Here is a 16269-nt window from a genome sequence, read left to right as displayed (position 1 = left end):
TGAAGTCCAACATCGGGCACCTGGAGCCGGCCGCCGGACTGGCCGGCCTGGTCAAGGTCCTGCTCGCGATGGAACACGGCACGATCCCGCCCTCGTTGCACGTCCGGCGGCCCAACGACCATGTGACGTTCGAGAGTTCGCCGTTCTACCTGGCCGACCGCGCCCGCCCCTGGCCGCGCGGGGAGCAGGCCCGCCGGGCGGCCGTGAGCTCCTTCGGGATGGGAGGCGTCAACGCCCACGTCATCGTCGAGGAGCCGCCCGCCCTCCCCGTCCGCGCGCCGCTGCCGCCCGGCAGCCACCTGGTGCGGGTGACGGCCGCCGACGAGAACACCGTCCGCACCCTGGCCGCCGCCTACGCCGAGCGGTTCGAGGCGGTCCGCGACCCGTGGGAGACCGCCGACCTGTGCCGCACGGCCAACACCGGCCGCTCCCCGCAGGAATGGCGGACGGCCGTCCACGGCCGTGACGCCGCCGAGCTCGCCACCGCCCTGCGCGCCGTCGCCGCCGGCCGGGTGCCCGTCACCCACGCCGACCAGGAACCGGCCGCCGCCGAGCGGTCCGCGCTCGGTATCCCCGGGGCCCGCACCACTGACCTGCCGACCTACCCGTTCGCCCCGGACACCTACTGGCGGACCCGCACCGGCGAGCCCCGTACCGGTGAAGCCCCCCGGCCCACCGGCGCCCAGGCCCTGCGCACCGCGTGGCACTCCCAGGAGCCGGCCGCCGCGACGGCCGCCCCGACGGTGGCCTCCGGGACCGTCCGGCTGGTCGGCGCCGACCGAGCCCTCGGGCAGCTGATCGAGGCCGAACTCCGTGCCCGCGGCGCGCGCCTGGCCGAGCCCGGCCGGGCCGCCGACACCGTCCTCATGATCGACGCCTCCGACGACGCCGACGGTGGCGACGGCGAGGAGCTGGGGCCCTTCTGGAAGGAACTCGGCGACCAGATCCGGGAGCTGCCGCCACACGGCCGCATCCTGTGGGCCGGCTGCCACAGCGCCGCCGTGCACCCCGGGGAGCGTGCCGCGCTGCGCCCGGTACGGGCCGCCGAGGCCGCGGCGGTGGCCGCGGCCTGCGCCGAGAGCCGGAGGTCCGGCGCGATCGTCCACCTGGACGCGGCCGATCCGGCCGAGGCGTGGGCCCGGCAACTCGCCGACGAGTACGCGGCCCTGGGCCACGGCCCGGACGCCCCGAACGGCGAGCACGGCGAGCACGGCGCTGCCACGGTCGTGGCGTACCGCGGCGGTGTCCGCTACGCCCCGCAGTCCGCCGACGCGGCGCCCGGGCCGAACTGCGGCCTGTCCGGGGACGGTTACCTGCTGGTCACCGGCGGGCTCGGTGCCGTCGGCCGACGCCTGGTCGCCCGGCTGATCGAGCGCGGCGCCCGCCGCATCGGCATCGTCGGCCGGTCCCCGCTCGACCCCGGGCGCTCCGCCGCGCTGCGCGAGCTGGCGGGCCCGGCGGAGGTGGCGTACCGGCCGTGCGACACGGCCGACGCCTCGGCGCTCGCGGCCGTCGCCGACGAACTGGGCGCCCGTTGGGGCCGGTTGCGCGGTGTGGTGCACGGAGCCGGCGGCGTCAACCCGTTCGGCGCGATGCACCGCCGCCCCTGGGGCGACGCCGCCCGGGTGCTGGCCCCGAAGGTCGCCGGTTCGCTGAACGCCGTCCGGCTCGCCCAGCAGCGCGGCGCGGACTTCGCCGTTCTGGTGTCCTCGATCGCCGGTGCCCAGGCCCGGGCCGGGCGCGGACTGGTCGACTACGCCCTCGCCAACGCCTACCAACTCGCCCTGGCCGAACGGGAGAACGGCACTGCCGGAACCACCGTCACGGCCCACGCCTGGCCGGACTGGACGGGGGTCGGCATGGCCGCGGACGCCTCCTTCGCCGCCGCCCACGCCATCGATGCCGGGGAGGCGGAGGCCGCCTTCCTCGACCACGCACTGACCGGCGGCGCCGTGCTCTTCCCCGGCCGCGCCACCGCCACCGCGCAGCCCGTACCGGCACCGACACTGGCACCGGAACCGGCCCCGATCCGCGTCGTCATCCCCGCCGCCGTCCCCGCGACGGTGCCCGCCGCCCCCGCGCCGGTCACCGGCCGGGACCGCACGGCAGCCCGCGAGGCCGTCCGCGCGGCGTTCGTCCAGGTCCTCGGCGAGGACCCCGGTGAGCGGGCCCTGCCCGGCCTCGGGCTCGACTCGCTGGCGATCGCCGAACTGGCCACCGCCCTGGAACGGCACACCGGACGCACCGTCGACCCGTCGCTGCTGATGCGCACCCGTACGGCCGACGACCTCGCCGCCGTGCTCGCCGCCGAGCTCGCGGTGACCGTCCCCGCCCAGCCGGGACCGGACCGCCCGGTCCCCGCCCCCGACGCCGACGGCCGCAGCACCGCGCTGCGGGCCCTGCTGCGGCCCCTGGTCGGCGCCGGACCGGGCCCGGTGACGCCGTGACCTCCACCGACCGCCCCACCGACCGCCCCTGCGACAGAACCACCGACAGACCCGCCGACGAAAGGACCAGCGTGGACCGCCCGGACCGCCGCATCGCCGTCATCGGCCTCGCGGTACGCCTCCCCGGCGCCGAGGACGCCGTCGACCTGGCGCACTTCCTGCACCAGGACGGCACCGAGGTCGGCGAGGTCCCGCCCGGCCGGTGGCGCCGCGAGCTCTACCTCGGCGACGGCCCCCACCAGGGCTCCCACCACCGCGGGGCGTTCCTGCTCGACCCCTACTCCTTCGACCACGCCGCCTTCGGCCTCAGCGCCGAGGACGCGCTCCACCTGGACCCGCAGCAGCGCACCATGCTGGAGGTCGGCGCCCGGGCCCTGGAGGACTCCGGCCAGCTCGGGGCCGGGCGGCGGAGGCTCAACGCGGGCGTCTTCATCGGCGCGCGGATGAACTCCTACGGCTTCGACCACGGCCGCGGCCTGGCCGCCCGGCTCCCCGAGGCCGCCCGCCCGGCGGCGCTGTGGGGGCGGTCGCAGAACTTCCTGGCGGCCTGGCTCTCCGACCGCCTCGACCTCTCGGGCCCGAGCCTGGTCGTCGACACGGCCTGCTCGTCCTCGCTGACGGCGCTCTGGCTCGCCTGCCAGAGCCTGACCGCCGACGCCTGCGACCTGGCCGTCGTCGGCGGCGTTGACCTGCTGATCGACCCGCTGACCTTCGTGCTGCTCTCCCGCACCGGAGCGCTGTCCCCGGACGGCCTCTGCCACACCTTCGACGGCCGGGCCAACGGCTACGTCCCGGGGGAGGGCGCCGTCGCGCTGGTCCTCAAGCCGATGGCGGCCGCGCTGGCCGACGGCGATCACGTCCTCGGCGCGATCAGCGCGAGCGCCGTCAACAACGACGGCGCCACCATGGGCGTCACCACGCCCAACCTGGACGCCCAGGTGGAGCTGCTGGACCGGGTCTACCGGAGCGTGGACCCGGCCACCGTCCAGTACGTCGAGGCGCACGGCACGGGCACCGCCATCGGGGACCCGATCGAGACCCGGGCGCTCACCGAGGTCTTCGGCCGGCACGGTGTGCCGCGCAACGCGGTGGCCCTGGGCTCGCTCAAGCGCCGCATCGGCCACCTCCACTCGGCCTCGGGCCTCGCCGCGCTCGCCAAGGTCCTCGTCCTGCTGCGCGAGGGCGTCATCCCGGCGGCGGGCGTGCCGGCGCCCAACCCGCGCCTGGGCCTGGACACCGGCCCCTTCCACCTGCCCATCGCCGCCGTCCCCTGGCCCGAGGCGCCGGTGCGCCGGGCCGCGGTGAGCGGCTTCGGCTTCGGCGGCACCAACGCCCACGTGGTCGCCGAGGCCGTCCCCGACTCCGTCCCGGAGCCTCACCCCCCGGCTCCGGGACGGGCCGTCCACGTCCTGCCGCTGTCCGCCGGCACCCCGTACGCGCTGCGCGAGCTCGCGGCGCAGTGGCTCGGCCTCCTGACGGTGGACCCGGCGGACCCGGCGGACGCCTGCGCCACGGCGCGACTGGCCCGGCCGCACCGCGCGGAGCGCACCGCCGTCACGGGCGCCGACGCCGTCGAACTGGCCGCCGCCCTGCGGACGTGGCTGCTGGGCGGCGCACCGGAGCCCCGGACGACCGTCCGGATCCGCCCGGTGGCGGCGCCGACCCCGCCCGCCTGGCTGGCCGCCCTGGACCGGACGCTGCCCGCCGTGCGGGAGGTGCTCGACCTCTTCGAGGCCGCGACCGGCACCGAACTGGCCTCGTTCTCGGGCGAGTTGCTCAGGATCAGCGAGGGCGTCGCGCTCGCGGTGGCGCTGCGCGGTCTCGGCCTGCCCGCCGAGGCGGTGGACCTGCCGGCGGGCTGGGAGGCCGTCCGGGAGTTCGCCTGGGGGAGCACGCCGCTGGAACAGGCGCTGGCCGACGTCCTGCGGCAGGAGGCCGACGCCGAGGCGGTGGCCGACCAAGGCGCGGACACGGCGGAGCTCTGCGCCCGGCTCGACCGGGCCCAGGGCGAGCAGGAGGTGGCCGGGACGCTCGCCGCGACCGTGGCCGAACTCTTCGCGGCGGGCCGGGAGATCGACTGGGCGGCCTTCCAGGGCGGGCGCGCCTGGCGCAAGCGCCCGCTGCCTGCGGCCCAGTCCACCGGCCCGGCCCTGGACCTGCGCGAACCGCTGCGCTCGGCCGAGCCGGGCACGCCCACCGTGCTGGACTCCGACGAGGGCGCCGCCGGCTACACCTTCTCCCGGGTCTTCGGCCCCGGCGAGGCCCCGATCGCCCAGCACGCGGTCTACCGGCGCACGATGCTGCCGGGCGTGGCCTGGTTCGACTTCCTGCGCGAGGGCGCGACCGTGCGCGGCGAGGCCTTCCACGGGCTCGGCGACGTCCTCTTCCACCGCCCGCTGATCCCCACGGCCGCCCGCCGGGTGGTGTGCCGGGTGGACGGCGAGGGCCGTTTCACCGTCCAGGACGGCGAGAGCGGCGAGCCGTTCGTCACCGGCCGCTACCTCGCGCGCCGGGCGCCGCAGCCCGCCGCCGTCCCGCTCGCCGCGCTCCTGGACACCTGCTCGGCCGAACTGCACGCCGGCTCGCGGCTGTACCGCTGGCTGCGCCGGATCGGCTACCACCACGGCCGCTACTACCGGAACATCTCCTGGGTGGCCGGCCTGCCCGACGGCGGCACGCTGGCCCGCATCGAGGGCGAGCGTCAGCGGGAGCTGAACCCCGGCGGGGTCGAGCTGTACCCCGGGCTGCTGGACAGTGTGACGATCGCCGCGATCGCGCCCGACAACCCGGTGTTCGGCGCGGCCGAGGCCTCGGCCTTCATCCCGCTCTCGGTCGGCCGACTGGAGGTCCACGGCCCGCTGGCGGAGGCGGCGTACGTCCGTACCGAGACCGCGTTCTGGAACGACGAGGCCTGCCGGGTCACCCAGACGGTCACCGACGCGGCGGGCCGGCCGCTGCTGGTGCTGGCGGACATCTCCTCCAAGCGGGTTCCCACGGCGGCCTTCGAGGAGCACCCGGAGCCGGTCGGGCGTCATTCGGACGACGCGGCACCCGAGGCCCGTCCGACGCCTGACGCCGCGTCGGCTCCCGCACCTGAGCCCGAGCCCGCGCCGGTGGCCGTACCGCAGTCGACCGCCCCGGCCCCCGCCCGTCCGGTGGACCCGGCCGCGCGGATCCTCGCCTGGTTCCTGGAGCTGACCGGGACCGCCGAGGCCGACGCCGACACCGAGTTCCTGTCCGCCGGATCCGACTCCGTCGGCCTGGTGTCGCTGAGCGAGCGGATCTCCCGGGAGCAGGGCCTCTCGCTCTACCCGACGGTGTTCTTCGAGTACCCCACCCCGCGCCGCTTCGCCGCCTTCCTGGCCGAGGAGGCCCCGGAGCTGGCCGCGACGCTGCCCGCCCCGACAGATCCCGCCCCGACCGGCCCGGCCCCGGCCACCGACACGCCCGCCGCCGAACAGCGCCGCCCCCGCCCCGCACCCGCTCGCCCCGCACCCGCTCGCCCCGCGCCCGCCGCCCCCGCCCGCGCCGCCACGGCGAACACCCCCCGCCCGCCCCCCCGCCCCGGCGCCGCCCCCCCCGTCCGGCTGCCCACCGCCGCCGGTCTGGCCGAGTTCGCCGAGCTGCTGCGCGAGGGCCGCGACACCGTCCGCCCGCTGCCCGCGGACCGCCGCCACCCGGGCGCCCCGGTCCCCGAGGCCTCGTTCCTCGACCGGGTGGACGGCTTCGACCCCGCGCCGTTCCGGATCTCGCCCCGGGAGGCGCCGCTGATCGACCCCCAGGCCCGGATCGTCTACGAGACGATCTGGGAGGCCCTGGAGGACGGCGGCCGCTCCGGCGCCCGGGCCGAGGGCGCCACCACCGGGCTGTGGATCGCCTACAGCCACGACCACTACCACGAGGAGCGGGTGCGCCACGGGGTCGCCGACGGGCGCGGGCTCGGCCTGGAGGCGATGATCGCCAACCGCCTCTCCTACCTGATGGACTGGCACGGCCCCAGCACCCTCGTCAACACCCTCTGCTCCTCCTCCCTGGTGGCCCTGCACACCGCCGTGCAGCACCTGCGCTCCGGGGACGTCGACACGGCGGTGATCGGCGCCGTGCACGCCGGGATCAGCCCCGAGTACTTCCGTTCCATGGGCGACCTGATGGCCCTGTCACCCCGGCACCGCTGCCGCTCCTTCGACGACGGCGCCGACGGCTTCGTGCCCGGCGAGGGCGCCGTCGCCGTGGTGCTGCGCCGGCACGCCGACGCCGAGCGGGACGGCGACCGGGTGCGCGGCCTGGTCCGGGGCACGGCGGTCAACCACGGCGGCCGCACCACCCGCTACTCCGCGCCCAGCCCGGCCGCCCAGCGCGACGTCGTCTCCGCGGCCCTGCGGGACGCCGAGGTCTCCCCGGAGACCATCGACCTGGTCGAGGCGCACGGCACCGGCACCAAGCTGGGTGACCCGATCGAGGTGGAGGGGCTGACCCGGGCCTGGCGCGAGCACACCGACCGCGCGCAGTTCTGCGCGCTCGGCTCGGTGAAGTCCAACGTCGGCCACCTGGAGCCGGCCGCCGGGCTGACCGGCCTGGTCAAGGTCCTGCTGGGCCTGGAGCACGAGCAGCTGTGGCCGACCCTGCACGTCACCCGGCCCAACGACCACATCCGCTTCGAGTCCACCCCGTTCCACCTGGTCGACCGCGCCCGCCCCTGGCCGCGCGGCGAGCGCCCGCGCCGGGCCGCCGTCAGCGCCTTCGGCATGGGCGGGGTGAACGCCCATGTGATCGTCGAGGAGGCGCCGGCCGCCGCCGCCCCCGCTCCGCTCGCCCAGGACAGCCACCTGGTGCGCCTCGGCGCGGCGAGCGAACCGGCGCTGCGCGCCCTGGCCGCCGCCTACGCCGGGCAGGTGGCCGCCCTCCCGGCCACCGGCCTGGGCGACTTCGCCCGCACCGCGAACACCGCGCGGGCCGCGCACCGCCACCGCGCCCTCGTGCACGGCGGCACCCCCGCGGAGCTGGCCGCCCGGCTCGCCGCCGTCGCCGAGGGCGGCGCCCCGGCGGCCCGGCACAGCGGCGGCCCGGCCCGCACCGCGTTCCTGTTCACCGGTCAGGGCTCGCAGTACCCCGGCATGGGCGAGGGCCTGTACGCCACCGAGCCGGGCTTCCGCGCGGCGCTGGACGAGTGCGCCGCACTCCTCGCCCCGCACACCGACGTCCCGCTGCTCGACCTGCTCCACGGCGACGCCCGGCACCTGCTGGACGAGACCCGCTACGCCCAGATCGGCATCGTGAGCGTGCAGGTCGCCCTGGTGCGCTGGCTGGCGGCGGCGGGCGTACGGCCCGACGCGGTCGCCGGGCACAGCCTGGGCGAGCTGACCGCGGCGTGGGCGGCGGGCGTGCTCACCCTGCCCGACCTGCTGCGGCTGACCGCGCTGCGCGGCCGGCTGATGCAGGACCAGCCCCGGGGCGGGGCGATGGCGGTCGTGCACACCGACGCGGACACCCTCAGCGGCCTGCTCGCCCGCTACCCGGGCCTGGAACTCGCCGCCCACAACGCCCCGCGCCAGCACACCGTCAGCGGCCCGGCCGGGGCCGTCGAGCGGCTCCGGGCCGAGAGCACCGAGCGCGTGCAGCCGCTGACGGTCAGCCACGCCTTCCACAGCGCGCTGATGGACGGCGCGGTGGCCCCGTTCGCCGAGGCGGTGGCCGGCGTCCAACTCGCGCCGCCGGTCCTGCCGTTCGTCTCGACCCTCACCGGCACCTGGCACAGCGCCGGGACGGCGACCGACCCGCAGTACTGGGCCCGGGCCATCCGCCGCCCGGTCCGCTTCGCCGAGGCGGCGGCCACCCTGGGCCAGGAGTCCCCGGACACGGTGTGGGAGATCGGCCCCCAGCCGCACCTGCTCCCGCTGGCCAGGGCCGCGCACACCGGCGACCACCCCGAGTGGATCGCCACCCTCCGGCGCGGCCGCGGCGACCAGGCCCAGCTGCACGCCGCCCTGGCGGCCCAGCACGACCGCACCGGCGCCGAACCGCGCTGGAGCGCCCTGCACGAGGGCAAGGGCCAGCGGATCACCACCCTCCCGACCTACCCCTTCCACCGGCAGCGGTACTGGATCACCGCGGCCGCACCGAACCCCGACGAGCACACCGAGCACACGAAGAGGGCCGAGCACCATGGCTAGCGAGTACGGACTCAAGCGACACTTCAACGGCGAGGCGGCCCGCCTGATCGGAGGCAGGATCCGCGCCGCCCACCCCGGCTTCGACGTCGAGGGCTACGCCGCCGAGGTCGAACGGCGCGTGCCGGGCAAGGAGTTGAAGGACCGCGTGCTGGTGCTGGCCGAGGGCCTGCGCACCCGGCTGCCCGACGGCTACCCCGCCGCCCTGCCCCTGCTGCTGACCACCCTCGGCGACGAACTCGCCGAGGGCGAGGGGATGTTCAACGCCAGCTGGTACCTGATGCCGGTGGCCAGGTTCGTCGAGGAGTACGGTCTCGACCACCCCGAGGCCTCCCTCGACGCCATCGAGGAGATCACCCGGCGGCACACCGGCGAGTACGCGATCCGGCCCTACCTGGAACAGCACCACGCACTGACGATGGAACGGGTCGCCGAGTGGGCGGCCAGCCCCAGCCACAACGTGCGGCGGCTGGCCAGCGAGGGCGTGCGCCCGCGGCTGCCCTGGGCCCGCACCCTGGGCGTCTTCGTCAAGGACCCGCGACCCGTCCTGGAGATCCTCGAACCGCTGCGCAGCGACCCCTCCGAGTACGTCCGCAAGTCCGTCGCGAACAACCTCAACGACATCTCCAAGGACAACCCGCAGCAGGCCCTCGACACCGCCCTGCGCTGGCTGGAGCAGAGCCGCACCCCCGAGACCGCCTGGATCGTCAAGCACGGCCTGCGGACCCTGGTGAAGAACGGCGACCAGCAGGCCCTGGCGGTGCTCGGCGCCACCGGCGGCGAACACGTCGAGGTGCCCCGGCTGAGCGTCACCCCGCACGAGGTGACCGTCGGGGACACCGTCGTGATCGAGCTGGACGTCGAGAACACCGACACCCGCGCCCACAGCGTGACCGTCGACTACGTCGTCCACCACGTCCGCAGGAACGGGCGCAGCATCCCCAAGGTCTTCAAGCTGACCACCCTGGAACTCGCCGCCGGCGAACGGCGCCGCCTGCGCAAGACCCACCCGGTCAAGGAGGTGCAGACCCGCAGCTACTACCCGGGCGAGCACCGGGTCGACATCCAGGTCAACGGCCTGGTGAAGGCCACCGAGCACTTCGGGCTGCGCACATGAGCGCGCCGGCGCTCGTCCTCGACGCGGCCGTTCCGGTGGTCGCCGACCACCGGATCGGCGAGCACCCCGTCCTCGCCGCCGCCGTCCAGGCGGACGCGCTGCTCCGCGCCCTGGACACCCGGAGCCCGGGCCGGTCCTGGACGCTGGAGCAGGTCGCCTTCCGCGCGCCGCTGCGGGTGGACGGCCCGCGCGTCGAACTGGCGGTGGTGACCGGCGAGGACGGGCAGTGCGCCGTACGCACCGACGGCCCCGACGGCCCGGTCGCGTACAGCACCGCCCGCGCCCACGGCGTCCCGCTGCCGCCGCCGCGCCACCTCGACACCGCCGTCCTGCGGGCCGGCTGCCCGGACGCCGTCCCGCTCGCCGAGCTGGACGCCTGGCGGCGCGCCAGCGGCATCGCCTACGGGCCCGCCTACCGGGTGGTCCGCTCCGCGCAGCGGGGGCCCGGCCGGATCGCGGCGGTGCTGCGCACGGCCGAGGACGACCCGCGCGCGGCGGCCTTCGTGCCGCCGCCGCTGCTCGACGGCGTGTTCCAGCTGCTCGGGCTGCTCGACGGGGGAGCGGCCGGGGCGTGCCTGCCCTGGTACGTCGGCCGGATCGCCGCCCGCCGCCGGATCACCGGGACGGTGCTGGCCCTGGTCGAGCTCGACCCGCCCGCACCGGGCGGCCCGGGCGGCGCGGTGCGCGGGCGGGCCACCGTCTGCAACCAGCAGGGCGAGGTGCTGCTGGAGCTGGACCGGATCACCCTCAAGGCCGCCACCGCCGGGCGCCCCGCGCCTGCGGGGCCGGCCGGGGCCGTCGAGCCCGTGGAGCCTGCCGGGCCCGTCGTCGGACTGATCGAGGCCCCCGGGTGGCGGCGGACCGAACCGGCCCCCGCGCCCCGGGCCGCCGACCGGGCCGTGCTGCTGATCGCCCCGCCGGACACCCCGCCGCCGCCCGGCCCCCCACCCGTCGCCCGCCTGACGCCCGGGGAACTGACACAGGAACGGATCGACGCCGTCCTCGCCGAGCACCCCGTGCACGAGGTGGTCTACGTGGCACCCCGGGGGACGGCGGGCGCGGACGGCGCGGCCCAGGCCCTCCAGGGCGTCTTCACCCTGGTGCGCCGCCTCGCCGCCCGGCCCCCGATGCCCGACCTGCTGATCGTCACCACGGCGGCCCACGACCTCACCGGGGCCCACGACCTCACCGGGGGCGAGCCCGTCGACCCCTTCGCGACGGCGCTGTGGGCGCTGGCCCGCACCCTGCGCGCGGAGCACCCGCGCACCACCGTGCGGCTGGTCGACCTGGAACCGGGCGAGGCCGCGCCGCCGCCCCCCTACACCGAGCCGGACCTGGCCCGGCGCTCCGGCACCTGGTACGCCCCGGTGATCGAACCCGACCGGTCCGCCGCGGCCCGGCCCCCGCGCCTGCGCGGCGGACGCTTCCTGATCACCGGCGGCCTGGGCGGCATCGGCCTGCGGGTCGCCGAGTTCCTGGCCGACGAGGGCTGCGCCCACCTCACCCTGGTCGGCCGCACCGCCCCGGCGGCCGGAGAGGTCCGGCAGCGCCTCGACCGGCTGGCCGCCCGGTGCGACCTGGAGACGGTCGCCGCCGACGTCCGCGACCTGCCAGAACGGCTGGCCGGCGCCGCGCGCTACGACGGCATCCTGCACGCCGCCGGAGTGCTGCGCGACGGCCTGGCCCGCGGCCTGACCCCGGTGCAGATCGGGGAGGTGTTCGACCCCAAGCTCGGCGGGGTGCACGCCCTCGCCGAGCTGGCGGCCCGGCACGACCCGCCCGGGTTCGTCGCGCTGTTCTCCTCCGTCGCCGCCGTGCGCGCCAACCTCGGCCAGAGCGCCTACGCCGCCGCCAACGGCTACCTGGACGGCTACGCGGCCCGCCGACGCGCCGCGGGCGAGCCCTGGTACAGCCTCGGCTGGGGCCTGTGGAACGTCGGCATGGGCGAGCACATCGCCGCCAGGGCCGCCGCCCACGGCGTCCCCGCCCTCACCCCGGACGACGGCGTCGCGCTGCTGCGTGCGGCCCTCCGCCGTCCACCCGCGCACTACGTCCTGACCGCCACCGCCCGAGCGAAGGGGGCACCCATGACCACCACCCTGACACCCACGAGCGAGCTGTGGCCGCCGCTCACCGCCGCCGTCCGGAAGATCCTGCTCGTCGACGACGTCGCCCGTGAGGACGACCTGCTGGAGCTGGGACTCGACTCGATGATGGCGGTCGAGCTGGCCGCGGCGCTGGCCGGCACCGGGCTCGACGTCGACCCGATGGTCTTCTTCGAGCACAGCGGCGTCGGCGCCCTGCTGGGCCACCTGGAGGCGCTGCCGCGCACGGCGGCGGCCGCCGACCGGCCGGCGCCCTCGCCCGCTCCCGCGCCTGCTCCCGCGCCCGTGCCCGAACCGGCAGTCGTCGCGGCTCCCGTCCCCGCGCCCACTCCCGTCCGGGCGGGCGCCGACGCCTTCGTCCCCGAGTGGGACCGCTACCGGGACCCGGCACCGCACACCGGGCCCGCACCCGTACGGAAGCCCGAGCCGCGCCCCGCGCCCGCCGCCCCCGCCGCCCGTGCCGCCCGTACGGAACCCGCCGTCCGTGCGGAACCCGCCGCCCGTACCGAACCCGTCCCGGCGCCGCGCACCCGGACGCCCCGACGCACCCTGCCCGGCCGGCTGTCCGGCGCACCCGGCGGCAGCTTCCTGGAGCGCCGGATCGACGCGCTCTCCACCGAGGACCGTCAGATCGTCGCCAGGGACGAGTACTTCTACGAGCCGGTGATCGAACGCGCCGAGGGCGCCCGGATCAGGTTCGACGGCCGCTGGTTCCTCAACTTCGCCTCCTACAGCTACCTCGGGCTGATCGGCCACGACTACATCGACCAGCAGGTCCTGGACGCGGTGGAGCGCCACGGCACCGGCGCCCACGGTGTGCGGCTGCTGGCCGGCACCCTCCACCTGCACCGTGAACTGGAGCTGGCGATCGCCGACTTCCTCGGCGCCGAGGACGCCGTGGTGTTCTCCAGCGGGTACATGGCCAACGTCGCCACCGTGGGCGCCCTGGTCGGCGCGGGCGACGTGGTCATCGGCGACGTCTACAACCACGCCAGCATCCTCGACGGCTACCGGCTCTCCGGCGCCGAGGTGATCACCTACGCCCACAACGACCTGGCCGACCTGGAACGCGCCCTGCGGAAGGCGGGCGACCGGGGCCGCCTGGTGGTCACCGACGCCGTGTTCAGCATGGACGGCGACATCGCCGACCTGCCCGGCATCGTCGAGCTGTGCGAGCGCTACGACGCCCCGCTGATGGTCGACGAGGCGCACAGCCTCGGCGTCCTCGGCGACACCGGACGCGGCATCACCGAGCACTTCGGCCTCGACCCGGCCCGGATCGACGTCAAGATGGGCACCCTGTCCAAGACCGTGCCCAGCGCGGGCGGTTACGTCGCCGGCTCGCGCGACCTGGTCTTCGCGCTCAAGAACAACGCCCGCGGCTGGATGTTCTCCGCCGCCGCGACCCCGGCCCAGGTCGCCGCCGCCAAGGCCGCGATCGAGGTGATGGCCGCGGCACCCGAACTCACCCGCGACCTGCGCGCCCGCACCACCCGCTACCGCGAGCAGCTGCGCGCCCTCGGCTTCGACACCCTGCACAGCGAGACCCCGGTGGTGCCGGTGATCTGCCGCAGCGCCGAACAGGCCGGAGCGATGGCCCGGTTGTGCCAGCGCGACGGGCTGTTCGTGCAGCCGATCGTCTACCCGGCGGTGCCGCGGACGCTGCCCCGGCTGCGCACGATCGTCAACCTCGCCCACTCCGAGGCCGACCTGGACGAGGCGCTGGCCGTGCTGGCGCGCGCCGGCCGGGCCTGCGGCCTCATCCCCTGACCGACCCGGACCCGGAGACTCCCAGACCGACCCGGATCCCCTGACCCACCCGTCCGCACATCCGCGCACCGCATCCCGGAGGGGAGCACCGCATGACCGCCGCACCCGACACCGAGGCGTTCTTCTCGGCCGTCCTGAAGGCCATCGCCGTCACCCGCAACCACGCCACCGACCCGCAGGAGCACACCCGGGGCGTGGTCGAGCCGGCCGCTCGCATCCGCGCCGCCGAGGAGCGGATCGGCGCCGGCCCGATCAGCCCCGCCGAGGCCGGCGAGGTGCTCGACCTGCTGGAGACCACCTTCCGCACCAAGCGCACCCCCGACGAGGAGCGCGAGCACTACCTGGCGTACATCGAGAGGGTCTCCGGCGTGCGCCGGGCCCCGCTGGGTGCGTCCGCCGCGTGAGCGTTCCCGAACTCGCCTGGTACAGCCACGAGCTGTGCTTCTGGCACGACCCCGGGCCCGGCGCCGGCTACCTGCCGGTGGGGCCCGGGATCGAGCCGCTGCGACAGTTCGCCGTCGACCCGGACCTGCGCCGGGCGGAGGGCCTGGTGCGGGCGGCCGGCGTCCTGGAGCGGTTCACCGCCGTGACCCCGACGCCCGCCACCGACGAGGACCTGCTGCTGGTGCACACCCCGGAGCACCTCGAACGCGTCGAGGCCGCCTCGGCGGCCGGCGCGGGCGACGCCGGGGTGTACGCACCCGTCAACTACCACAGCGCGCGGGCCGCCCGGCTCGCCGCCGGGGCCTGCGCCCAGGCCGTCACGGCCGTCCTGGACGGCCGGTTCCGCCGGGCCTACTGCCTGGTGCGCCCGCCCGGCCACCACGCGGAACCGGACCGGGCTATGGCGCTGTGCCTCTACAACAACCTGGCGGTCGCGGCCCGCACCGCGCGGCGGCACGGCGCGCGCCGGGTGCTGGTCCTGGACTGGGACGTCCACCACGGCAACGGCCTGCAACGGGTCTTCTACGAGGACCCGGACGTGCTGTACGTCTCGGTCCACCAGGACGGGCTGTTCCCGGCGGCGTCCGGCCTGGTCCTGGAGACCGGCGCGGGCGCGGGCGCCGGCACCACGCTCAACGTGCCGCTGCCCGCGGGCTCCGGGCACGAGGCCTACCTCGCCGTGGTGGAGCAGCTGGTGGCGCCCGCCGCCCGGTCCTTCCGCCCCGACCTGATCCTGGTCGCGGCCGGGGTCGACGCGGGCGGGCACGACCCGATGGGCCGGATGCTGTGCACCAGCCGCACCTTCCACGCCATGACCGCGGCCCTGTGCGGACTGGCCGACGAACTGGCGGACGGGCGGATCGTCCTGGCCCACGAGGGCGGCTACTCGGCGTGGTACCAGCCGACGCTGGTGCTGGCGACGGCCTGCGCGGTCGCCGGGCTGCCGGCCCCCGACGACCCGTTCCTGCACTCCCTGGAACACCTGCCCGGCCAGCGCCTGCAACCCCACCAGCGGCGGGTGGTCGACCACCTGCGCGCCCACCACCCGCTGTTCGCGGGCCGCTCGGGCCCGGCCGGCCCGCGGGCGGGGGAGGCCGGCGATGGGTGACTGGTGGACGCGCCTGGGAGCGCCGGCCAAGGGCGCCGGGCCGCGCCCGCGCCGACGGGTGGTGGCGCTGCCGCACGCCGGCGGCTGGCCCTCCGCTTTCCGCGGCTGGCGGGAGGTGCTGCCCGCGGACGTCGAACTCCTGGTGGCCCAGCTGCCGGGCCGCGGCGTGCGCCTCGGCGAGGCACCACCGACCAGGGTCGAGCCGCTGGTCGAGGCGCTGGTCCGGGCGCTGGCCGACCTCACCGGGGCGGATCCGCTGCCGTACACGGTGGTCGGGCACAGCTTCGGCAGCATCCTCGGGTACGAGCTCACCCGGGCGATGGAGCACAAGGGCCTGCCGCCCGAACTGCTCGCCGTCTCGGCCCGGCAGCCGCCGTGCTTCGGCGGCGGGCCGCCGTCCGCCCGCGACCGCACCGACGCCCAACTCCTCGCCCACCTCCAGGAGATCGGCGGCATCGCACCGGGGCTGCTGGCCCGCGCCGACCTCCTCGGGCCCGCGCTGCGCGCCATCCGGGCCGACCTGGAGGCGATGGAGGCCCATGAGCGGCCGCTGACCGGCCCGGCCGGGCCGATCCTCGCCCTCGGCGCGACGGACGACCCGGTCGTCCTCGCCGAGCGCCTGCACCTGTGGTCGCTGGAGACCACCGCGGGCTTCCGCCGACTGATGTTCACCGGCGGCCACTTCTACCTGTACGACCACGCCAACGCGCTGGCCGTCGCCCGGCACCTGGTCGCTCCGACCCCGCCGGGCCCCGCACGACCGCTCCACCGACCGCCCCACGGGGCGGAACCCCCGTACACCCCCGGACTTCCGGAAAGGAACCCCGTTGAGCACCACCGCCGACTCCCCCCAGCAGGCCGGTCCACGCCAGTGGCTGGGGCTGGCCGTACTGGCGCTGCCCACCCTCCTGCTCTCCATCGACGTGAGCGTGCTGCACCTGGCCGTACCGCACATCAGTGAGGCCCTGGCCCCCTCGGCCTCCCAGATGCTGTGGATCATCGACATCTACGGCTTCCTGATCGCCGGCTTCCTGGTCACCATGGGCACCCTCGGCGACCGCATCGGCCCAGTCTCTTATACACAAAAGACGCTGCCGACGACAAAACAAAA

At 76.5% G+C, this 16269-nt stretch carries 7 protein-coding genes and 1 pseudogene; all 8 read left to right on the top strand.

What is annotated here, in order from left to right; genetic code table 11:
• Positions 1 to 2447 (top strand): SDR family NAD(P)-dependent oxidoreductase (locus ACFWXO_RS41470; RefSeq protein WP_380531444.1); only part of this gene is annotated, 2447 nt, incomplete at its 5' end.
• Positions 2444 to 8617: a beta-ketoacyl synthase N-terminal-like domain-containing protein gene (locus ACFWXO_RS41465; protein WP_380531441.1), complete on the top strand. Its 6174-nt coding sequence runs from the start codon at positions 2444 to 2446 to the stop codon at positions 8615 to 8617. The genes ACFWXO_RS41470 and ACFWXO_RS41465, both read left to right, overlap by 4 nt.
• Entirely contained in the window at positions 8610 to 9731 is a 1122-nt protein-coding gene (locus ACFWXO_RS41460; RefSeq protein WP_380531438.1) for a DNA alkylation repair protein, read from the top strand. The genes ACFWXO_RS41465 and ACFWXO_RS41460 overlap by 8 nt, the downstream gene beginning before the upstream one ends.
• On the top strand, positions 9728 to 13606 hold the full coding sequence (locus ACFWXO_RS41455) for a bifunctional SDR family oxidoreductase/pyridoxal phosphate-dependent aminotransferase family protein (protein WP_380531435.1): 3879 nt from the start codon (positions 9728 to 9730) through the stop codon (positions 13604 to 13606). The genes ACFWXO_RS41460 and ACFWXO_RS41455 overlap by 4 nt, the downstream gene beginning before the upstream one ends.
• Positions 13607 to 13698: 92 nt before the next feature.
• Positions 13699 to 14010: a hypothetical protein gene (locus ACFWXO_RS41450; protein ID WP_380405595.1), complete on the top strand. Its 312-nt coding sequence runs from the start codon at positions 13699 to 13701 to the stop codon at positions 14008 to 14010.
• A complete protein-coding gene (locus ACFWXO_RS41445) occupies positions 14007 to 15158 on the top strand; it encodes a class II histone deacetylase (protein WP_380531432.1) in 1152 nt (383 codons plus the stop codon). The genes ACFWXO_RS41450 and ACFWXO_RS41445 overlap by 4 nt, the downstream gene beginning before the upstream one ends.
• Positions 15151 to 16119 carry a thioesterase II family protein gene (locus ACFWXO_RS41440; RefSeq protein WP_380531429.1) on the top strand — a complete coding sequence of 323 codons (969 nt, stop codon included), beginning with the start codon at positions 15151 to 15153 and terminating at the stop codon, positions 16117 to 16119. The genes ACFWXO_RS41445 and ACFWXO_RS41440 overlap by 8 nt, the downstream gene beginning before the upstream one ends.
• Positions 16034 to 16269, top strand: a pseudogene (locus ACFWXO_RS41435) (hypothetical protein); the annotation flags it as partial. The gene ACFWXO_RS41440 and the pseudogene ACFWXO_RS41435, both read left to right, overlap by 86 nt.

Source organism: Kitasatospora sp. NPDC059088 (assembly GCF_042738155.1).
GTDB lineage: Bacteria > Actinomycetota > Actinomycetes > Streptomycetales > Streptomycetaceae > Kitasatospora.
This window is presented reverse-complemented; position numbering and strand designations above follow the sequence as displayed.

Excerpts from the sequence above, each read along its gene's own strand:
- ACFWXO_RS41440 (WP_380531429.1), top strand. The coding sequence starts at position 15,151 with ATGGGTGACTGGTGGACGCGCCTGGGAGCGCCGGCCAAGGGCGCCGGG.
- ACFWXO_RS41455 (WP_380531435.1), top strand. The coding sequence starts at position 9,728 with ATGAGCGCGCCGGCGCTCGTCCTCGACGCGGCCGTTCCGGTGGTCGCC.
- ACFWXO_RS41450 (WP_380405595.1), top strand. The coding sequence starts at position 13,699 with ATGACCGCCGCACCCGACACCGAGGCGTTCTTCTCGGCCGTCCTGAAG.
- ACFWXO_RS41460 (WP_380531438.1), top strand. The coding sequence starts at position 8,610 with ATGGCTAGCGAGTACGGACTCAAGCGACACTTCAACGGCGAGGCGGCC.